Source organism: Burkholderia lata (assembly GCF_000012945.1).
Taxonomy (GTDB): domain Bacteria; phylum Pseudomonadota; class Gammaproteobacteria; order Burkholderiales; family Burkholderiaceae; genus Burkholderia; species Burkholderia lata.
In genome coordinates, this window is record NC_007510.1 from 1,459,229 (window position 1) to 1,479,017 (window position 19,789).

Below are 19,789 nucleotides of genomic sequence, written 5' to 3' on the forward strand. Positions count from 1 at the left end.
GGCGGCCAGGGCGCGTCCTGCCGCGCGCTTCATTGCCGCGGGATGGCCATGCCGGCGCTGCCGCCGAACGTGTCGAGATTCGTGACGGTATCCGGCAAATCGAACAGATTGTCCAGCAGCGCCAGCGCGGGCAGCGTGATCACGAAGCGTGCGCCGCCGAGCGGCGAATCCTCAAGCCGCACGTCGCCCCCGTGCACCAGCGCGACGCGTCGCACGATCGCAAGCCCGAGCCCGAAGCCGCCGGTCTGCCGGTCGCGGCTGGAGTCGAGCCGCTGGAACGGCTCGAACACGCGCGCGCGTTCGGCGGCCGGAATGCCGGGGCCATCGTCGTCGACGCTCAGCACGAGCGCGCCGGACGCGGTGCGCTCGGCGGCGAGCAGCACCGTGCGCGATGCGTAGCGCGCGCCGTTGCGGATCAGGTTCAGCAACGCGCGGGCGACCAGCTTCGGGTCGCACACGTGGGTCGCGGGTGCTCCGAGCGCCGACACGTCGAGCGTGATGCCGCGATCGGCAATGTCGTTCGCGACGCTGCCGGCGACGCTGTCGATCAGCGCATCGACGACGACTTCCATCGGCGCGAGCTGGCTCGCGCCCTGTTCGAGCCGGCCGATCGTCAGCAGCTCGGTGACGAGCTCGTCGAGTTCGCGCACGTCGCGCCGCAGCGCATCGCGGCGTTCGCGCATCCGTCCCGTTTCGTCAGGCTCCGCGAGCAGCGCGAGCCCGAATTCGAGCCGCGCGAGCGGTGTCTTCAGTTCGTGCGAGATGCCGTGCATCATTTCGCGCTGCTGCTTGATCGACGCCTCGATGCGCTCGGCCATGTCGTTGAACTGTTGCGACAGCTCGTAGATGTTCGATTTGCCCGACAGCTTCACGCGCGTCGACAGCGTGCCGGCGCCAAATGCGCGTGCGGCTTCCTGCAGCCTGCGCAGGTCGCGCCAGTGATAGTGAACCCACAGCACCACCGCGAGCAGCGTGCTGAGCGCGAGCAGCATGTATGCATAGATCTTGATGTCGAGACTGAATGCTTCGATCGGCCGCGCATGCAGGACCGAACCATCCGCGAGCGGCATGTAGTAATCCTTGCCGTCGTAGCTGATCGAGATCCGGCCGGCGTCGAGATCGCGCAGCGGCTCGCCGCTCAACTGCGCGCGGGCGGTGGCCATCGGCATGAAGTCGAACCTTTCGTTGCCGTGTTTCGCGAGCTCGCGCAGCGCCAGCTTGCGCTGCTCGCCCGGATGGCGTTCGAGGTAGTCGTTGAGCACGAACGCGTAGGTCGTCAACGAATCGCGCTCGGCCTGCGCGCTGCGATCGTAGAAGATCCGGTCGAACGACAGCTGGATGAAGATGATCGACGCGGCGACGAACAGGATGACGACGAGATACAGCCGGATCAACGGGCGGAGCATTTATTCGTCCCACGCAGAAGGGCTGAACAGGTAGCCGCGGCCCCAGATCGTCTTGATCTTGTGCGGCTCCGACGACGCATCCTCGAAGCGGCGGCGCAGCTTCGAGATGCCGGAATCGACCGAGCGGTCGAGTCCGTCGAACTCGATCCCGCGCAACTGCTTCAGGATGTCGTCGCGGCTCAGCACGGTGCCGGCCGCGCGCGCGAGGATCAGCAGCAGGTTGAATTCGGCGGTCTTCAGGTCGACCGGCTCGCCGCGCCACGTGACGGTGCGGTTCGGCGGCGAGATCGCCAGTTCGCCGAACACGAGCGCTTCGGGCGTGGCCACGGGCGCTTCCGCGACGGCCGGCTGCGCACGGCGCAGCAGCGCACGGGCGCGGGCGACCAGCACGCGCGGCTCGATCGGCTTCGTCACGTAGTCGTCGGCGCCCGTCTCGAGGCCCGCGACCTGGTCGTAGACGTCCAGGCGCGCGGTCAGGATCAGCACGGGGACGTTGGTGAACGCGCGGATGCGCCGGCAGACTTCCATCCCGTCGAGGTTCGGCAGCATCAGGTCGAGTATCACGAGGGCCGGCTGGTGCTCGCGCACCGCCGCGACGGCGAGGTCGCCGCGGCGCACGACCGTCACCGCGAATTCATAGCCGTCGAGGTATTCGCGGACGAGCTGCGCCAGGCGGTCGTCGTCCTCGATCAGCAGTACACGGTATTTGAGTGGATCTTCGTTCATGGTCTCCTCGGGGCGCACGCGCCAACTCACGCCCCGGCAAGCCGGTGCGCGGCGCGGCACGCGAATTCTATCCGGCGCGCCGAAGGCCGGGGGAGCGAGACGACAATCTCGAACAATCGAACACAATTGAGCACAGATTCTCCGAATATTCAGGACAGTCTCGGCGCAGGGCGGCCCCTAGACTGCGGGCTCCGTCACTCCTATCTCAATATTGTGCGCCCAATACTCCGCCGCTACCGCTATTGCATGCCGCTCGCCGGCCTGACCCTTGCCGCCGCCGCCCACGCGGAAAACCAGTATTCGCTGTCGCTGGGTGGCGGTATCGCGCCGCGCTACCCGGGCAGCAACCAGTCTCGCGGTGTCGTTGCGCCGGGGTTTTCGGCGAAGTTCGGCAATGGCTTCTTCATCGACAGCACCCAGGGCGCCGGTTACCGGCTGGACCTGCCGCACGGGGCGTTCGTGTCGGCGGCCGTGAGCTATGACGCGGGTCGAGCCGACGAGAACCGCCTCGACTTGCCGGGCTCCGACTACCTGAAGGGCATGGGCCGGATTCCGGGCTCGGTGCTGGTCGGCGTGCGCGCGGGCGTGACGCTGTTCAATGCGGCGGAACTGAGTGTCACGATCGACACACCCGTGACGCACACGTCGCACGGCGTGTCGGGGCACATGGATCTCGCGGTGCCGGTGTTCAAGACCGCGCAGCACGAGATCATCGTGACGGGTACCGTGCACGCGGGCTCGGGGCGCTATACGCAGACGTTCTACGGCGTGACCGATGCGCAGTCGATGACGAGCCGGTTCCGGCCGTATTCGACGAGCGGCGGGATCGACAGCGCGTCGATGGCGGTCGCGTGGAACTGGACGCTGTCGCAGCACTGGTCGGTGCTTGCGACCGGCGGCGTGACGCGGCTGCTCGGCCGCTACGGCGACAGCCCGATCGTCCAGTCGCGCAGCAACTACTACGCGATCGCGGGTGCGACCTACAAGTTCTGAGCGGATTGTCGCGGCACGCATCGAGCGGCGCAGCCGGCATGCCCGTGCCGTCACGCCGCGCGGCGTGCGGTAACATGCAGGCGGCTTCGGCGGCAAGCCGAACCTGCGGCACGGGGCGCGCAACATCGACGTGGCCCGTGCGCGCGGACCGACACGCATGCAATGCCCGGTCGGCCGGGAACGCCGCACAGGTTCCGCCGGGCGCAACAGGGAGAATCCGATGAAGAAGACGATCGCGATGATGATGGCGCTGGTTGCGGGCGCAACGTTTGCGGGATGCACGGACATGAAGACGAAGAATGCGACCGCAGGCGGCATGGTGATGAATGGCGAGCCGGCAGGCACGTCGCAGGCCTGCAAGGCAGACGCGGGGCCGGACGATGCGCTGGTCGGCAAGGCCGAGGCCGATGCGGCGGCGCAACTGGACGGCTGCCTGTGGCGCGTGCTCGAGCGCGACGGCAAGGCATTGCCGGGCACGATGGATTACCGGCAGGAACGCCGCAATCTCGGCATTCGCGATGGCAAGGTGATCTGGGTGCGGCGCGGGTGAGGGGTTCGGCCGGTGGTGGTGTGCCTGTGGGGACGCGAGTGAATGTTGTCGGCATGCGTGCGGTGCCCGGCAGTGTCGTGTTCGCGAAGCTGTCGACGCAGTCCAGGGCAGGGGCTCGTGCGCTGACACTGGCGGCGCTGGGTGTGCTCGGCGTGCTGGCCGGATGCGAGCAACATGACGACGCGGCATCGGCAGCGCCTCGCACCGTTTGCATCACCGGCTATAACGAGTACACCCGCAAGCTTCACGAGTTCTGGCTCGACAACGAACACAAGTCGGGATGCTTCGGCAACCCGTCCGCGCGGGAGGCAGGTGAGGCCTTTGGCGGTGGCGGCGGGTTCGCCTGTGGCTGCACGGTCACGGCGGGGCAAACGGTGAAGCTGGCGTGGGTGTTCGCGCAACCGCTGGCCGAGATCGAGCGCGGCGTCGCAGCGGAACACCAGACGATCGACGTGACGATTCCGCGGCCGGAATCGTCGACGTCGCGCTATCTGCGCGTGTATTTCAGGAAGAACGGTGCGGCCGACCTGCAATGGGTGGACGACATGAACGCACCCGAGCTGCCGCCGACCGTCGAGCAATGATCGCCGCGCGACGCGTGCGATCGGCGGCGCGTTACTTCGAGATGTACCACAGCGCATCCGCGCTGGCGCGCGAAGGCTGAGCGGCTGCAGCCGGCACTTGAGCCGGCGCGGGCGGCGGCGTGTTCGACGTGATGGCCGTCGGCAGCGTGGCCGGAACGTTCGCGGTCGACGGCGAGGCCGCCGTGGTGCCCGACGTCGAAGGCGTATTCACGTACCACAGCGCATCGGCCGACGCCGTGCGTTTTGATGCCGTTGCCGCCGGACTGGCTGCCGCATTCGCCGCCGCATTCGCCGACTTTTTCGAGCCCGCAGCCGTCGCCGTGCTCCCCGTCCCAGCCTGCGCCGTCATGCCTGCGCCGTTGCCCGCGCTACGCTGCGCGCGCGCCTCGAACGGCCCGAGCTGGAAGATTAACGTTTGCGCGGGACGCGTCAGGACGGCATACGGAAACTGCAGCTCCCACGACATCAGCACGCGCCCGGACGACGTCTCGGTGAAGATCGCCGGCAGGTGCTTCATGTCGCTGAACTGCACGTAGATCCGCGCACCGTCGTCGAAAACCTGGGTCGGCTTCGCCTGGTCCGCACCCGTGACCGTCCAGCCGAAGTTGTACGTGCCGGCAGGGCCGGCGGGGCCGCCCTGCGGCGGAGGCGGCGGGGCCGACGAAATCGTGCGCGGACGCGTGACCTGCTGCGGGGCGGACACGCTCAGGCTCGCGAACGGGTTGTACGCCTGGGCCTGTTGCGGCGGCGTAAAGGACGGTGGAAGGATAGGCATGGGAGTATCCGGCGAATCCGGCATGGTCCGGATTGCATCATAGACCTTGCGCGCATACGCGAGGCGCTTGTCGGGCGAGGCGGAGTTGTACGCGCCGATCGCGTTCCAGTTGGCGCCGAGCTGGCGAATGTTCTGCGACAGGATCCACGCGCCGACATACGCGTTCGTGCACGCATCGAACAGGCTCTCCCGCGTGATGCCTTCGCGCGCGAGCGTCGGCAGCCAGGTGCTGTTGATCTGCATCAGGCCGATGTCGACCGTGCCGTTCGTATTGGTGTTGACGGCGCTCGGATTCATGCCCGACTCGACCTGCGCGATGCCGCGCATCAGGCTGACGCTCACGTGCTGGAACGCGGCCGCGTCGTCGAGGCAATCGGCCCGCGCAACGCCGTGCAGCGCGCACGACATTGCAATCGTCGCGGCGATTTTCAGCGTTGCTCGGCTGATCGAACGGGTTGTCTGACGCGGCATGGCAGGATGGGGCGGAATCCGGCCGCCCGGTGCAAGGAAATTACGCAGACGCGAAGTGTGCCATAGCGAGCAGGCAAATGGCTCGCGTCAAACTTTCCTTTGCATTTGCCCATGCGTTCGCCACGCATTTTTATCGCGCCCGATCGCGGGGGGCGGCGAAGCATTTTCGGTAAAAATGGCCGGATTTTCGTGCGAATGCCGGGGCAGTGGAGGCGTCGGAATACTGACGCGTCGCGTCATTTGCTTCGGGAAATCGGTATTGAATCGAACCGGATGAAAAATGCGCGGCAATCGATATCCGGGTCGAAAAGGGCGACGGAAAGGCGATTCAAAAACAACGGCGGCCGAAGCCGCCGTACCGGTGAATGCGGATTCGACCGGCCGCGTGTCGCGCAGCCGGCCGTTTTGCATCAGAAGCGGTGGCGCAGGCCGAGGTTGACCATCGTCTGCGAGCTCGTGCCGGCATAGCCGTACGAACCGATCGACGCCTGCGCGGCCATCGAGCCGCCCTTGCCGTCGCCGGTCTGGCCGCTTGCGTGCTGGTACGCGGCGGTCAGGTAGACGTCGGTGCGCTTCGACAGGTTGTAGTCCGCGCCGGCCGATACCTGGTGATAGGTGGCCGACGTGTCGCCGCCCGAGCGCGTATAGCTGTAGCCGACGCCGACCAGCAGCGCATTGGTCGCCTGGTAGTTCACGAAGCCTTGCCCCGTGTTGTAGTGCTCGTTCGAGCCGAACACCGAGCTTCCATCGCGGCGGTACTGCGCGTTGCTGTAGCCGAGGCCGAACGTGAACGGGCCGGCGACGTACTGGCCCGCGATGCGCGCGATGCCGATCGAATGCGCGCTCGCATAGCCGCTGTTGACCGGGCCGTCGAACGTGCCGTCCGACGAGCTGGTCCAGCCGCTGCGCTGGGTGTTCGACGCGGGGCTGTTGGTCGTGTGGAAGTAGCCGCCCGCGACGCTGAACGGCCCGTTGTTGTACGACACGGCGGCCGAATACGAATTCGCGGCGCCGGTGCTCCCGGCGATGCCGCCGAACGAGTACATCGCCGAGAACTGCAGGCCCGAATAGACGGCCGACGTGTACTTCACCGCGTTGTCGACGCGGAAGCTGTTGTCGTAGTTGTCGACGTCGCCCGCCGTCGCGAACACGCTGCCGAGATAGTTGTCGGCGGTGATGCCTTGCACGAGATCGATGAGCGGATCGTACTGGCGGCCGAACGTGAGCGTGCCGTAGCGGTCGCTCGTCAGGCCGACGAACGCCTGCCGGCCGAACATGCGGCTGCCCTGGCCCATCCGGCCGTTGCTCGGGTCGAAACCGTTCTCGAGCTGGAACAGCGCCTTCAGCCCGCCGCCGAGATCCTCGGTGCCTTTCACGCCCCAGCGGCTGCCGGCGAGGTTGCCCGCGCTGCTGTTGCCGAGCATCCACGCGTTGTCCTTGCCCTGCGCATGGTTCACGTAGGTGATCGACGTGTCGATTACGCCATACAGCGTGACGCTCGACTGCGCATGCGCGACGGGTATCGCCGCGAATGAAGCGATGGAAATCAGAGAGAGGGTCGTGCGTTTCATGTCATCTCCTTGCGCATTGGCTTGTGTTCGTGATCCGGAATGGCAGGAGACTACCGAGCCCGATTAAAACGACAAAAATGAAATTCTCTTTTGTGGCCTGACGCAGACAGGGATGTCCTCCGATTTTTGCGATCGGGGGATTTGAATTGTTGAAAATTACGTATCAATTGATTGTCATTTCGCGATTTAGCCATTGCGGCTTGCATATCTCGCGATAATTTCGGCCAATTCGGGGAGGAATCAAGGCGGCCGGGATATTGTTATCGATCCGTCAAATAACTATTTAATGAATCGATTTGGTCGCGTTGTAATGAATGTGTTAGCGGCGGGCTGCGCGTGCCTGGCGGTGTCGTGGCGGTGTCGTGGGGCGTGGTCATCCATTTCTGTCTCGTTGTTGCTCCATGCGTGGAACGTCGTGCTTGTGCCGCGCCAGCGCGTGACCGCCACCGGTGCGCTCACGACGGAGCGCGGCAACGGCCACCGCGCACCGGAACGCCGGTCGCCGTCCCGGTTTTGTATATAATAATCATTCTCATTTACAAAATCGTTGACGCCTGCGCACCCCGGAACCCGGCCATGTCTGCTGACAAGCTGTCTCTCCATCGAGAAATCGACGCCCTCTACACCGGCCATCACGCGTGGCTGCGCGGCTGGTTGAGCCGGAAGCTCGGTTGCGCGCACCGCGCGGCCGATCTCGCGCACGACACGTTCATGCGCCTGCTCGCGCGCGACGAGCCGATCGGCGCCGACGAGCCGCGCGCGTTCCTGACGACGGTCGCTCAGCGCGTGCTGAGCAACCACTGGCGGCGCGAGCAGATCGAGCGCGCGTATCTCGATGTGCTCGCGCAGCGCCCTGAAGCCTATGCGCCGTCACCGGAGGAGCGGGCCGTCGTGCTCGAGACGCTGCTCGAAATCGACCGGTTGCTCGACGGCCTGCCGCACGCGGCGAAGCGGGCGTTCCTGCTCGCGCAGCTCGACGGGCTCACGCAGGCCGAGATCGCGCGCGAACTCGGCGTGTCGCTGGCGACGGTGAAGCGCTATCTCGTGAAGGCCGGCACGCAGTGCTTCTTCGCGATGGCGGCCTGACCGATGGCCGCCCCGGGAGCACCGGCGGTGCCGCCGCAGGTGGCGCGGCGCGCGGTGGAATGGTGGGTCGACCGGCAGGCCGGCCGCACCGATGAAGCGTCCGACGCCGCGCTTGCGCGCTGGCGTGCCGAGGATCCGGCGCACGACGCGGCATGGCGCCATATCGAGACGATGCAGCGCAGGTTCGGCGGGCTGGCGGCCGGGCTTGACCCGCAGGTCGCGCATGCGGCGCTGCTGCCGCCGCGGGCGGGCCGCCGCCGCGCGGCCGTGAAGGCGCTGGCCGTGCTGCTGTTCGCGGGCGGGGCCGCATGGATGGCCGAACCCGCGCGGCGCGCGGCGATCTGGCCGGCCGACCTGCGCACGGCGGTCGGCGAGCGGCGCACGGTGACGCTCGCGGATCGCACGGTCGTCGTCCTCGATACCGACACCGCGCTCGACGTGCGCTTCGACGCTACGGCACGCCGCCTGCGCCTGCTGCGCGGCACGATCATGGTGACGAGCGGCCACGACGATCGCGTGCCGGCGCGGCCGCTCGTCGTCGCGACCGCACAGGGTGAGCTGCGGCCGCTCGGCACGCGCTTCGCGGTACGGCAGCGCGACGGCGCGACGCGTGTCGAGGTGTTCGCCGGTGCCGTGCGTGTGCAGCCCGACGATGCGACGGCCGACGCACGCGTGATCGCGGCCGGAGAGGGCGCGGATTTCACGCGCGACACGATCGACGCGCCGGCACCGCTCGATGCGTATGCGTCCGCGTGGACGAGCGGCATGCTCGTCGCGTCGCGCATGCGGCTGGCCGACCTCGTCGCCGAGCTCGACCGCTATCGCCGCGGCAGCCTGCGCTGCGCTGCGGCCGTGGCCGACCTGCGCGTGTCGGGCACCTATCCGCTCGACGATCCCGCGCGCGTGCTCGACACGCTGAAGGCGACGCTGCCGATCGACGTTCACTACCTGACGCGCTACTGGGCGACGGTCGTACCGGCCCGTTCGTGAGCGTTTCAAAAAAATTTCTCAACGACCTGAGCTGTTTCTCGATGTTCGCGTGACATGGGTAGTGAAAGCAGCACTGGCCCATCGTCCACCGACCTCCCGATCATGGTTTCCATCCGTCTCACGTATCGGCGCCGTCCGGCGCCCGCCCGACATCTGCCGCGCGCGTCGCGCCCGGCCGCACCTGCCGCGCCGGGTCGCCTCGCGCGCCGGCTGGCCGGCGCCGTCCTGGTGTCGGCGCTGCTGCCGCTACCCGCGCTGGCCGACACCGACACCGATGCGGCGCCGGCCGCGCAGCGCGCGCCGCGCCGTGCGTTCGACATTCCGGCCGGGCCGCTCGAAGCGGCGCTGAACCGGTTCGGCCGCGATGCGGGCATCCTGCTCGCGTTTCCTGCCGAACTGACGGCCGGCCTGACGAGCGGCGGCGTGCAGGGCCGCTTCGACATCGACGGCGCGTTCGACCGCCTGCTCGCGGGCACGGGGCTCGTCGCGTTGCGCCAGCCGGCTGGCGGTTACACGCTGAAGCGCGCGGACGGTTCGCTTGCACGGCCCGCAGCGGCCGGCGTGGCCGCGGGCGCCGAGTTGCCCGCGATCAATGTGCGCACCAGCGCGCTGCGCGCCGAAAGCTATCGCGCGCCGAAGGAAGCGGGCGTGCTGCGTTCCGATATCCCGCTGCTCGACACCGCGCAGGCCGTCAACATCGTGCCGGCGCAGGTGCTGCGCGACCAGCGTCCGCGCAATCTGGACGACGCGCTCGGCAACGTCAGCGGCATCACGCAGGGCAACACGCTCGCGGGCACGCAGGACACGATCATGAAGCGCGGCTTCGGCGGCAACCGCGACGGCTCGATCATGCAGAACGGGATGCCGCTCGTGCAGGGGCGCGCGTTCAACGCGGCGGTCGACAGCGTCGAGGTGCTGAAGGGGCCGACGTCGCTGCTGTACGGGCTGATGGACCCGGGCGGCGTGGTCAACGTCGTCACCAAGCAGCCGCAGCTCAAGCGCTACAACGCGATCTCGCTCGGCGCGTCGACGTTCGGGCACGGCAAGAACGGCGGCAGCGCGACCTTCGATTCGACCGGGCCGGTCGGCGATTCGCGGCTCGCGTACCGGCTGATCGTCGACCAGTCGAACGAGCAGTACTGGCGCAATTTCGGCGAATACCGGCAGACCTTCGTCGCGCCGTCGCTCGCATGGTATGGCCGCGATACGCAGGTCGCGGTGTCCTACCAGTATCGTAAATTCCATTCGCCGTTCGATCGCGGCACCGCGCTCGACCCGCGCACCAACGCGCCGCTCGACATTCCCGCGCGGCGGCGCATCGACGAGCCGTTCAACAACATGGACGGCGAATCGCATCTCGCGCAGGTGAGCGTCGATCACCAGTTCAACGCGGACTGGAGCGCGCATTTCGGCTACAGCTACAACCGCGAGACCTACGACGCGAACCAGTTGCGCACGACCGGCGTCGATCCGGTGAAGGGCACGATGACGCGCAGCAACGACGCGACGCACGGCTCGCTCAGCACCGACAGCTACGGGATCGGCTACGTGAACGGCAAGCTGATGCTGGGCGGGATGCAGCACGACGTGCAGGTCGGCTTCGACACCGAATACCGCCGCATCTACCGCAAGGACATGCTGCGGCAGGCCGTGAAGACGCCGTTCAACTATCTCAATCCTGTCTACGGGCTGCTGCCGCCGTCGAGCACGGTGTCGGCGAGCGACAGCGACCAGACCGACACGCTGCACGATGCGTCGGCGTTCGTGCAGGACACGATCCACCTGACCGACAAGTGGATCGTGTCGGGCGGGTTGCGCTACATCACGTACAACCAGGTCGCGGGGCGCGGCCGGCCGTTCGTCGCGAACACCGATCTCAGCGGCTCGAAGTGGTTGCCGCGCGCGGGCGTCGTCTACAAGTGGACCGACACGTTCTCGCTGTACGGCAGCTATTCGCAATCGCTGAAGCCGTCGTCGTCGATCGCGCCGATGACGGGCTACATCATCGACGGCGCGACGCCGCCCGAGGAAGCGACTGCGTGGGAAGTGGGCGGCAAGCTCGACCTGCCGGGCGGGGTGACGGGCACGCTCGCGCTTTTCAACATCGACAAGAAGAACGTGCTCGTGTCGCAGTACAACGACGCGACCAAGCTGACCGACTGGCGCACGTCGGGCAAGGCACGCTCGCGCGGGATCGAGCTCGACGTGTCAGGCAAGATCGGCGAGCGCGTGAACGTGATCGCGAGCTATGCGTACATCGACGCGAAGACCACCGAGGATCCGCTGTACGCGGGCAACCAGCTGTGGAACGTCGCGCGTCACACCGCGTCGCTCGCGGCCGTCTACGACTTCGGCACGGTGGTCGGCGGCGACGACCTGCGCATCGGGGCAGACGTGCGCTACGTCGGCGCACGGCCGGGCGATTCGGCGAACAGCTTCACGCTGCCGTCGTACGTGCTCGCCGATGCGTTCGCCACGTACGACACGCGGATCGGCAAGCAGAAGCTGTCGTTCCAGCTCAACGTGAAGAACCTCTTCAATCGCACCTACTACCCGTCGAGCGCGAACCGTTACTTCGTCGCGATCGGCGATGCGCGACAGGTGTCGCTGCTCACCACGCTGCAGTTCTGACCACGCAATCGCCGCGTGGCCGTCATGGCGGCGCGCGGCCTCGGAGAAGATCCAGATGAACCGGAACATGAAAACCGGCGCCGTGCGCGCCGTTGCCGCCGGCGCGCGGCGTCGCGCATTGCGGGTGATCGCGGGCTCGGTGCTCGCGATCGGCGCGGGCCTGGGCGTCGGCGCAGGGGTGGCCGCCCCCGCATTGGCGGCCGATGCACCGCAGGCCGTCACGCGCGTCGCGATGCTCGTGCAGCTGCGCGGCCCGAACCTGAAGGTCGACGAACGCATCGTCCAGCATCTCGGCGAACGCGGCTACGCGGTGCGCCTGATCGACGAAGCGTCGACACCCGATGCGGCGCGTGACGCCGACCTGGTCGTGATCTCGTCGACGGTGTCGTCGAAGAACGTGCGGCCCGGCTGGCGCACGCTCGACAAGCCGCTCGTGACGTGGGAAAACGACCTGCTCGACGATCTCGCGATGACGGGCAAGCGTCATGACGTCGACTTCGGCGAAACGGGCAAGGAGCGCTACCTGTGGCTCGTCAATGCACCGCACCCGATCGCGGCCGGGCTGCCGGCCGGCGCGACGAACGTGTACGGCAAGCAGGCGCCGATGAGCTGGGGCAAGCCGGGGCTCGGCGCGATCACGATCGCGACCGTGTACGGCCAACCCGACAAGGCCGCGATCTTCGCGTACGAGAAGGGCGCGACGATGGACTACGAAGCGCTCGCGCCGGCGCGCCGCGTGATGTTCTTCCTCGACAACGACACGTTCGTGAACCTGTCGCCGGCCGGTGTCGCGCTGTTCGACGCGGCCGTCGACTGGGCGGCCGGCCGGCGCTGATTGGCAGCGGCGGCCCTGGGCCACTAGGCCGCCTGCGCCGCCGCTTCGATCAGCTGCGCGAGCATCTGCGCCGGCTCCGACATCGTGCGCCGCGCGCGATGCACGAGCCCGATGTCGCGGTGGAACGTGTGATGCCCGAGGTCGATCGCGCGCACGCTGGCCGGCCAGCGGCGATACACGGCGGTCTGCGGGACGATCGCGACGCCGACGCCGTTCTCGACCAGCTTGACGATCGCGTCGAGCTCGTCGAGTTCGCAGGTGTCGCGCACCGCGATGTGCATCTTCCTCAGAAAACGATCGACCTGGCGGCCGCCGAACGACGCGCGGTCGTAGCGCACGAACGGCTCGCTCGCGAGCAGGTCGGCCCAGTCCTTGCCTTTCACGCTGCGCGGCACGATCAGCCGGAACGGTTCCTGCACCAGCGTCGTCCAGTGCAGGTCGCTCTGCAGCGAAAACGGCGGCCGGATGATCGCGGCCATGTCGATCTCGCCCGCATCCACCCGGTTGACCAGTTCGATCGACAGCCCCGGAATCACGCGCGTGCGGCACGCGGGATGCCGGCGATGGAAATCGGCGAGTGCGGCCGGCAGCAGCGCGCTCTGTACCGATGCGATCGCGCCGATCGTCACACGCGCGGTGGCCGGCGAACCGGGCGCGGTCGAGCTCAGGTTCTCGTACAGGCCGATCAGCGCCTGCGCTTGGTCGAGCACGTGATGACCCATCTCGTTGAGCCGGGCCGACCGGCCTTGCCGGTCGAACAGCGCGAAGCCGAGCTCGGCTTCGAGGCGCTGCATCTGCGCGCTCACGGCCGCCTGCGTGAGCCCGATACGGTTGCCGGCCGCGGCGAACGTGCCTTCCCGGGCGACGGCGACGAGGGTTTTCAGTTCGCGGATCATTCATCAATTCCGTTTGTGAATGACGCAACTATATATTGATTTAATTTCTGCTTGACCTTGACTACCATGGTGCCGTCCTCGCGCCACGCGAGCGTTCCATCACGAGGCCACCATGAGTCTTTCCCCGTTTCACCTGGCGATCCCCGTCTACGACCTGCCGGCCGCGCGCGATTTCTACGGCCGTGTGTTCGGGCTGGCAGAGGGGCGCTCGAGCGCGCAGTGGGTCGACTTCGACTTCTACGGGCATCAGCTCGTGATCCACGAGCATCCGAAGACTGCGTCGCAGGAAGGCGCGCATACGAACGCGGTGGACGGTCACGACGTGCCGGTGCCGCATTTCGGGATCGTGCTCGACTGGCCGAGCTGGGAAGCGCTGGCCGAGCGGCTGAAGTCGTTCGGCGTGACTTTCGTGATCGAGCCGTATGTGCGGTTCCAGGGGCAGGTCGGCGAACAGGCGACGATGTTCCTGTTCGACCCGTGCGGCAATGCGCTCGAATTCAAGGCGTTCCGCGATATCGGCCAGTTGTTCGCGAAGTGACCGGCGGCGCCGTCAGCGCCGATTGAAATTGGGTGCGAGAATGCGGCCTTCGGCCCGGCTGCGCGCAGGCGCACCGGCCGGCGCCGCGTCGCACGGCATCCGTCCGTGCGTGCCGTTCTCCAAGGAACCCGTATGGACAGTCACATCGCTCCGGTGGAGCTGAAGAAAGCCTACCGTCTCCTCAACCACGGCCCGACGGTGCTCGTGTCGGCCCGCCACGGCGGCGTCGACAACGTGATGGCCGCCGCATGGGCGTGCGCGCTGGACTTCCTGCCGCCGAAGCTGACGGTCGTGCTCGACAAGACCGCGAAGACGCGCGAGCTCGTCGAGCGCAGCGGCACGTTCGTGATCCAGGTGCCGACGGCCGCGCAACTTCGGCTCACGCATGCGGTCGGCAACCACAGTCTCGCGGAGCGGCCCGACAAGCTGCGCGAAGCGGGCGTCACGCTGTTCGACGTCGAAGGCCACGACCTGCCGTTCGTCGCCGGTTGTTCGGGCTGGCTCGCGTGCAAGCTGATTCCGGAACCGCACAACCAGCAGACCTACGACCTGTTCATCGGCGAGGTGGTCGCGGCGTGGTCCGATACGCGCGTGTTCCGTGACGGCCACTGGTATTTCGAATCGGCCGATCCGGCACTGCGCAGCCTCCACTACATCGCAGGCGGAAATTTCTATGCGATCGGCGAATCGCTGCACGTCGATCCGGACGCGAAGTAAGCGTCGGGCGGGCTGACGGTTCCGCCGATCCGGGCGCGCGGCTCACGCGCGCCTGTTCAATTCCATCAGCATGGTTTCGGCGAACGCCTGCGCGACGCGCGGCAGCGTGCGGCCGCGCTTCGTGACGAGCGCGATCGGCCGCACGAACGCGGGGTCGTCGATCGGCATTGCGACCAGCTCGGGCTCGGCGCGCACCTCGCGCGCGGTCGCCGGCAGGATCGTCACGCCGAGGCCGCCGCGCACCATCGCGACCGCCGTCATCATGTAGGTCGGCTCGCACGCGATGTCGGGCGTGCAGCCGGCCGCGTCCAGCGCGGCATCGACGACGCTGCGCACGCTCGTGCCTCGCGCGGTGAGCACGAGCGGCACGGCCGCGACGTCGGCCGTGGTCACGCGGCGCTTGCGCGCGAGCGGATGATCCTTCGGGCACACGGCGACGAGCCGGTCGGCGCCCGCATACAGCACCTCCAGCGACGCATCGAACGTGTCGCCGCCGGTCAAGCCGAGATCGGCTTCCTCGTTGCGCACGAGCGCGGTGACGAGGCTCGCGACGCCGTCGCGGATCTCGAAGCCCGCGCGCGGCACGTCGCGCCGGAACGACTGGATCAGCTCGGGCAGCACGCTGGACGCGAAGGTCGGCAGGCACGCGAGCCGCACCGTGCCGCTCGTGCCTTCGCCGAGCGCGCGCGCGTCACGCAGCACACGCTCCATGTCGTCGAGCGAGCGTTGCAGCAGCGGCAGCAGCTCGCGCCCGGTCTGCGTGAGCGCGACGCTGCGGCTGTTGCGGTCGAACAGGCGCGCGCCGACGATTTCCTCGAGCCGGCGGATCTGCACGGTCAGCGCCGGCTGCGACAGGTGCAGGCGCGCGGCCGCACGCGTGAAGTTGCCGGCCTGCGCGACGGTGACGAACGCGCGAATGTCGCGAAGATTCAGATCCATAACGGTTCGTGATTGCTGCGATCAAATCATTTCAATTGTGCTATCGCTGCGCCGACCTTACGCTCGTCTCCAACAAAAGACAAGGTAGGAGACACGGATGCTGCCGTTACTCGGGCTTGGCACGATCGTCGTGCTGCTGGCCGCGATTCTGTCGAAGCGGATGTCGCCGCTCGTCGCGCTGATCATCGTGCCGATCGCCGCGTCGCTGATCGGCGGCTTCGGGCTGCACACGAGCAAGTTCGTCATCGACGGGCTGAAGGGGCTCGCGCCCGTCGTCGGGATGTTCGTGTTCGCGATCCTGTACTTCGGGACGATCACCGACGCCGGCACGCTCGACCCGATCATCGACCGCATCCTGCGCGCGGTCGGCACGCGGCCGACGCGCATCGTGATGGGCACGACGCTGCTCGCGCTGCTGATCCACCTCGACGGCTCGGGCGCCGTCTGCTTCCTCGTGACGATTCCGGCCGTGCTGCCGCTGTACGACCGGCTGAAGATGGACCGGCGCGTGCTGGCTGCCGCCGTGTCGATGGCCGCGGGCATCAACTTCCTGCCGTGGACGGGGCCGATGATCCGCGCGTCCGCGTCGCTGCACCTGCCGGTGTCGGCGCTGTTCAATCCGCTGATCCCGGTGCAGGCGATCGGGCTCGTGTTCGTGTTCGGCGTGGCGTACTGGCTCGGGCGGCGCGAGGAGAAGCGGCTCGGCCTGTCGCGCGACGAGGCGCCGATCCCGCTGCCGACGCGCGAGCTGACACCCGACGAGCAGGCGCTGCGCCGGCCGCACCTGTTCTGGTTCAACCTGGTGCTGACGCTCGTCGTGCTCGGCACGATGGTCGTGATGGGCGAGAAGATCCCGCCCGCGATCATGTTCATGGTCGGGCTGTGCATCGCGCTGATGGTGAACTACCCGGACGTCGACATGCAGAGGAAGCGCATCGACGCCCATGCGCGCGCGGCGCTGATGATGGCCGGCATCCTGCTCGCGGCCGGCGTGTTCACGGGGATCATGCAGGGCAGCGGCATGCTGAAGGCGATGGCGCAGGCGGCGGTCGGCTTCGTGCCGCCGTCGATGGCCGGCCACATTCCGGTGGTGCTCGGCTTTGCGTCGATGCCGCTCAGCATGCTGTTCGATCCCGATTCGTTCTACTTCGGCGTCCTGCCCGTGATCGCGGAAGTGGCCGGCCAGCTCGGCGTGCCGGCCGTGCAGGTCGGGCAGGCCGCGTTGCTCGGCCAGATGACGACCGGGTTCCCGGTCAGCCCGCTGACGCCCGCGACCTTCCTCGTCGTCGGCCTGTGCGGCATCGAGCTGGCCGAGCACCAGAAATTCACATTCCCGCTGCTGTTCGGCGCCTCGATCGTGATGACGATCGCGTGCGTCGTGCTGGGCATCTTTTGATCTTTCCCGGCGGTGCACCCGCCGGACGACGGTACGGACATGACAGCAAAGCAACCTGAACGGCGCGTGCGCATCGGCGCGGGCGCCGGCTACTCGGGCGACCGGATCGAGCCGGCGGTCGAACTGGCCGAACACGGGCAGCTCGACTATCTGGTGTTCGAATGCCTGGCCGAGCGCACGATCGCGATCGCGCAGCAGGCGCGGCGCAAGGACCCGGCACTCGGCTACGACCCGCTGCTCGACGCGCGGATGCACGCGGTGCTGCCGGTCGCCGCGCCGAAGGGCGTGCGCATCGTGTCGAACATGGGCGCGGCGAATCCGCGCGCGGCCGCACGGCGCACCGCGCAGATCGCGCAATCGCTCGGTTTCGCACAGCTGAAGGTCGCGGCGGTCGAAGGCGACGACGTGCTCGACGTGGTGCTGCGCGGCGCGTTCCGCTTCGAGGAATCGGGCGACGACGTCGCCGCGTATCGCGAGCGCATCGTGTCCGCGAATGCGTACCTCGGCGCCGCGCCGATCGTCGATGCGCTCGCGGCCGGCGCCGATGTCGTGCTGACCGGGCGCGTCGCCGATCCGTCGCTGTTCGCCGCGCCGCTGATCCACGCGTTCGGCTGGCGGATGGATGACTGGGACACGCTTGGCGCCGCGACGGTCGTCGGCCACCTGCTCGAATGCGCGGGGCAGGTGACGGGCGGCTATTTCGCGGATCCCGGCTACAAGGACGTGCCGAACCTCGCGCGGCTCGGGTTTCCGATCGGCGAAGTCGCGTCCGACGGTTCGGTCGTGATCACGAAGGTGCCGCACGCGGGCGGCCGCGTGAGCGCGGCGACCTGCAAGGAACAGCTGCTCTACGAGATTCACGACCCGGCGCGGTACTTGCAGCCCGACGTCGTCGCGGATTTCACCCGCGTGGCGGTCGTGGAGGAGGCGACCGATCGCGTGCGTGTGACGGGCGGGCGTGGCACGGCGCGGCCCGACACGCTGAAGGTGTCGGTGGCTTACGTCGACGGCTGGATCGGCGAAGGCCAGATCTCGTACGGCGGCCCGGGTGCGCTCGAACGCGCGCGCTTCGCGCTCGAGATTGTCCGCGAACGGCTGGCACTGACAGGCGTTGCCGCGACCGAGTTGCGCTTCGACCTGATCGGCGTCGATGCGCTGTACGGCGACGCAACGCCGGCCGTGCACGGCGAGCCGGCCGAGGTGCGCGTGCGGGTGGCAGGCCGTGCGGCGAGCGCCGCCGAAGCGGCGCGCATCGGCAACGAAGTCGAGACGCTCTATACGAACGGGCCGGCCGGCGGCGGCGGCGCGTTCAAGTCGACGCGCGAGGTGATCGCCGTGCAGTCGGTGCTGCTGCCGCGCGCGGCCGTGACGCCGTCGTTTTCATTCGTGGAGGCATGATGCAACTGCGTGAACTGGCGCATGCGCGCACCGGCGACAAGGGCAATACGCTGAACGTATCGGTGATCTGCCACGATCCGCGCCATTACGATCATCTGCGTACGCATCTCGATGCTGATGCAGTGAAGGCGTGGCTCGCGGGCATCGTGCACGGCGACGTCGTGCGTTACGAACTGCCGGCGCTCGGCGCATTCAATTTCGTGCTGCGCGATGCGCTCGGCGGCGGCGTCACGCGCTCGCTCGCGCTCGACGCGCACGGCAAGTCGGTCAGTTCGGCGCTGCTGGCGATCGAGGTGCCGGACCCGGCATAACGGATGTCACTGCCGGGGGAGCGCAAGCGCTTACGGAATCAGCAGTTCGCGCAGGCCGTTGGCATGCTCGATGCGTTCGCCGGCGATGTGCAGGCGCTGATCCCGGCGATAGTCGTAGACCGCACGCGACGCGGCGAGCTGGTCGAAATCGAGTTCGACCGCATGACGCGATTCGGTATTGCCGGCTTCGAAGATCAGGTTGCCGAACGGATCGGCGGCAAGGCTGCCGCCTGCGAACACGACGTCGTGTGTGCTACCGCCGACGCGGTTGGCGACCACCGCGAACACCTGGTTCTCCATCGCCCGCGCTGTGGCCGACGTGCGGTGGACAGGGCGGTACGGCTCCATGTTGCCGTCGGTGATGAGGATCAGCTCGGCGCCGAGCGCGGCGAGCGCGCGGCCGGTTTCGGGGAATTCGTTGTCGTAGCAGATCAGCAGGCCGATCCGCACGCCGCGCCATTCGATCGTCGCGTAACGGTCGCCGGGCAGCACGACCCCGTGCTCGCTCACCCACAGATGTGTCTTGCGATAGCGCAGCGCGATGCCGTCCGGCGTGACGAACACGGTGGTGTTGTAGAAGCGGCCGCCGTCGTTCTCGATCAGCCCGACCACGACCGCCACATCGCGTGCCCGCGCGGCCGTAATGACCGCGCCGACGCTCGGGCCGTCGAGCGGCTCGGCGCATTCGGCCAGATTCGACGGATCGAGGAAGCCGGTGAGCTGCGCCTCCGGAAACATCACGATGTCGGTGCCCGGTGCGCAGGTTGCGATCGCTTCGAGCGTGCGTTGCAGGTTGTAGTGCGTGTCGCCGTCGCGACCGGCGAGCTGGACGATATCGAGCTTCAGTTTCATGGCGATTTCGGTAGCGGGGGCCCGTCGCGCGGTGGCGCCGGAAGGGTGGGTAAGGAGGCCCCAGTATGCGCCGAAGCGGCGGATTTCCCATCCCGCCGGCGCGTTAACCCTTCGGGGGTATTGA

19 protein-coding genes are annotated in these 19,789 nt (G+C 67.8%); 12 read left to right on the top strand and 7 right to left on the bottom strand.

Annotated elements, in window-relative coordinates:
- Positions 1-29 precede the first annotated feature (29 nt).
- Positions 30-1,406, bottom strand: a complete 1,377-nt coding sequence (locus tag BCEP18194_RS12570; protein ID WP_011351659.1) for an ATP-binding protein — start codon at positions 1,404-1,406, stop codon at positions 30-32.
- Positions 1,407-2,132: a response regulator gene (locus BCEP18194_RS12575; RefSeq protein WP_011351660.1), complete on the bottom strand. Its 726-nt coding sequence runs from the start codon at positions 2,130-2,132 to the stop codon at positions 1,407-1,409.
- Positions 2,133-2,378: 246 nt separating this feature from the next.
- Between BCEP18194_RS12575 and BCEP18194_RS12580 the strand changes: the two genes are divergently transcribed.
- The 3 genes from BCEP18194_RS12580 (at position 2,379) to BCEP18194_RS12590 (ending at position 4,259) form a co-directional block, all read left to right on the top strand.
- Complete coding sequence (locus BCEP18194_RS12580) at positions 2,379-3,125, top strand: MipA/OmpV family protein (RefSeq protein ID WP_011351661.1); 747 nt, start codon at positions 2,379-2,381, stop codon at positions 3,123-3,125.
- Positions 3,126-3,345: 220 nt separating this feature from the next.
- Positions 3,346-3,675: a hypothetical protein gene (locus BCEP18194_RS12585; RefSeq protein WP_011351662.1), complete on the top strand. Its 330-nt coding sequence runs from the start codon at positions 3,346-3,348 to the stop codon at positions 3,673-3,675.
- A gap of 38 nt (positions 3,676-3,713) precedes the next feature.
- Entirely contained in the window at positions 3,714-4,259 is a 546-nt protein-coding gene (locus BCEP18194_RS12590; protein WP_244272946.1) for a hypothetical protein, read from the top strand.
- Between the two features lie 31 nt (positions 4,260-4,290).
- Here the strand turns inward: BCEP18194_RS12590 and BCEP18194_RS12595 are convergent, their stop codons facing one another.
- Together BCEP18194_RS12595 and BCEP18194_RS12600 are read right to left on the bottom strand one after the other, a co-directional pair.
- Positions 4,291-5,505: a transglycosylase SLT domain-containing protein gene (locus tag BCEP18194_RS12595; RefSeq protein WP_011351664.1), complete on the bottom strand. Its 1,215-nt coding sequence runs from the start codon at positions 5,503-5,505 to the stop codon at positions 4,291-4,293.
- Between the two features lie 410 nt (positions 5,506-5,915).
- Complete coding sequence (locus BCEP18194_RS12600) at positions 5,916-7,076, bottom strand: porin (protein ID WP_011351666.1); 1,161 nt, start codon at positions 7,074-7,076, stop codon at positions 5,916-5,918.
- Positions 7,077-7,652: 576 nt separating this feature from the next.
- Between BCEP18194_RS12600 and BCEP18194_RS12605 the strand changes: the two genes are divergently transcribed.
- From BCEP18194_RS12605 to BCEP18194_RS12620, 4 genes are read left to right on the top strand one after another with little or no spacing between them, the layout of a single operon-like run.
- Positions 7,653-8,162: a sigma-70 family RNA polymerase sigma factor gene (locus BCEP18194_RS12605; protein WP_011351668.1), complete on the top strand. Its 510-nt coding sequence runs from the start codon at positions 7,653-7,655 to the stop codon at positions 8,160-8,162.
- A 3-nt stretch (positions 8,163-8,165) separates the two neighbouring features.
- Positions 8,166-9,152, top strand: a complete 987-nt coding sequence (locus BCEP18194_RS12610; protein WP_011351669.1) for a FecR domain-containing protein — start codon at positions 8,166-8,168, stop codon at positions 9,150-9,152.
- 54 nt (positions 9,153-9,206) lie between these two features.
- Positions 9,207-11,783 carry a TonB-dependent siderophore receptor gene (locus BCEP18194_RS12615; protein WP_011351670.1) on the top strand — a complete coding sequence of 859 codons (2,577 nt, stop codon included), beginning with the start codon at positions 9,207-9,209 and terminating at the stop codon, positions 11,781-11,783.
- Positions 11,784-11,838: 55 nt separating this feature from the next.
- Positions 11,839-12,618, top strand: a complete 780-nt coding sequence (locus BCEP18194_RS12620; RefSeq protein WP_011351671.1) for a hypothetical protein — start codon at positions 11,839-11,841, stop codon at positions 12,616-12,618.
- Between the two features lie 23 nt (positions 12,619-12,641).
- Here the strand turns inward: BCEP18194_RS12620 and BCEP18194_RS12625 are convergent, their stop codons facing one another.
- On the bottom strand, positions 12,642-13,514 hold the full coding sequence (locus BCEP18194_RS12625; RefSeq protein WP_011351672.1) for a LysR family transcriptional regulator: 873 nt from the start codon (positions 13,512-13,514) through the stop codon (positions 12,642-12,644).
- Positions 13,515-13,626: 112 nt separating this feature from the next.
- On the opposite strand from BCEP18194_RS12625, the gene BCEP18194_RS12630 reads away from it, so the two are divergent.
- Both BCEP18194_RS12630 and BCEP18194_RS12635 read left to right on the top strand, forming a co-directional pair.
- The gene (locus tag BCEP18194_RS12630; protein ID WP_011351673.1) at positions 13,627-14,052 is read left to right on the top strand and encodes a VOC family protein; all 426 of its coding nucleotides are present in this window, start codon (positions 13,627-13,629) and stop codon (positions 14,050-14,052) included.
- Positions 14,053-14,184: 132 nt separating this feature from the next.
- A complete protein-coding gene (locus BCEP18194_RS12635; protein ID WP_011351674.1) occupies positions 14,185-14,769 on the top strand; it encodes a flavin reductase family protein in 585 nt (194 codons plus the stop codon).
- 42 nt (positions 14,770-14,811) lie between these two features.
- On the opposite strand, the gene BCEP18194_RS12640 is transcribed toward BCEP18194_RS12635, so the two are convergent.
- Entirely contained in the window at positions 14,812-15,708 is an 897-nt protein-coding gene (locus tag BCEP18194_RS12640; protein ID WP_011351675.1) for a LysR family transcriptional regulator, read from the bottom strand.
- Positions 15,709-15,805: 97 nt separating this feature from the next.
- Between BCEP18194_RS12640 and BCEP18194_RS12645 the strand changes: the two genes are divergently transcribed.
- From BCEP18194_RS12645 to BCEP18194_RS12655, 3 genes are read left to right on the top strand one after another with little or no spacing between them, the layout of a single operon-like run.
- Positions 15,806-17,104: a CitMHS family transporter gene (locus tag BCEP18194_RS12645; RefSeq protein ID WP_011351676.1), complete on the top strand. Its 1,299-nt coding sequence runs from the start codon at positions 15,806-15,808 to the stop codon at positions 17,102-17,104.
- Between the two features lie 39 nt (positions 17,105-17,143).
- Complete coding sequence (locus BCEP18194_RS12650) at positions 17,144-18,502, top strand: acyclic terpene utilization AtuA family protein (protein WP_011351677.1); 1,359 nt, start codon at positions 17,144-17,146, stop codon at positions 18,500-18,502.
- Positions 18,502-18,813: an AtuA-related protein gene (locus BCEP18194_RS12655; RefSeq protein ID WP_011351678.1), complete on the top strand. Its 312-nt coding sequence runs from the start codon at positions 18,502-18,504 to the stop codon at positions 18,811-18,813. Before BCEP18194_RS12650 ends, BCEP18194_RS12655 begins: the two co-directional genes overlap by 1 nt.
- A gap of 30 nt (positions 18,814-18,843) precedes the next feature.
- Here the strand turns inward: BCEP18194_RS12655 and BCEP18194_RS12660 are convergent, their stop codons facing one another.
- Positions 18,844-19,665: a carbon-nitrogen hydrolase family protein gene (locus BCEP18194_RS12660; RefSeq protein ID WP_011351679.1), complete on the bottom strand. Its 822-nt coding sequence runs from the start codon at positions 19,663-19,665 to the stop codon at positions 18,844-18,846.
- Positions 19,666-19,789 lie beyond the last annotated feature (124 nt).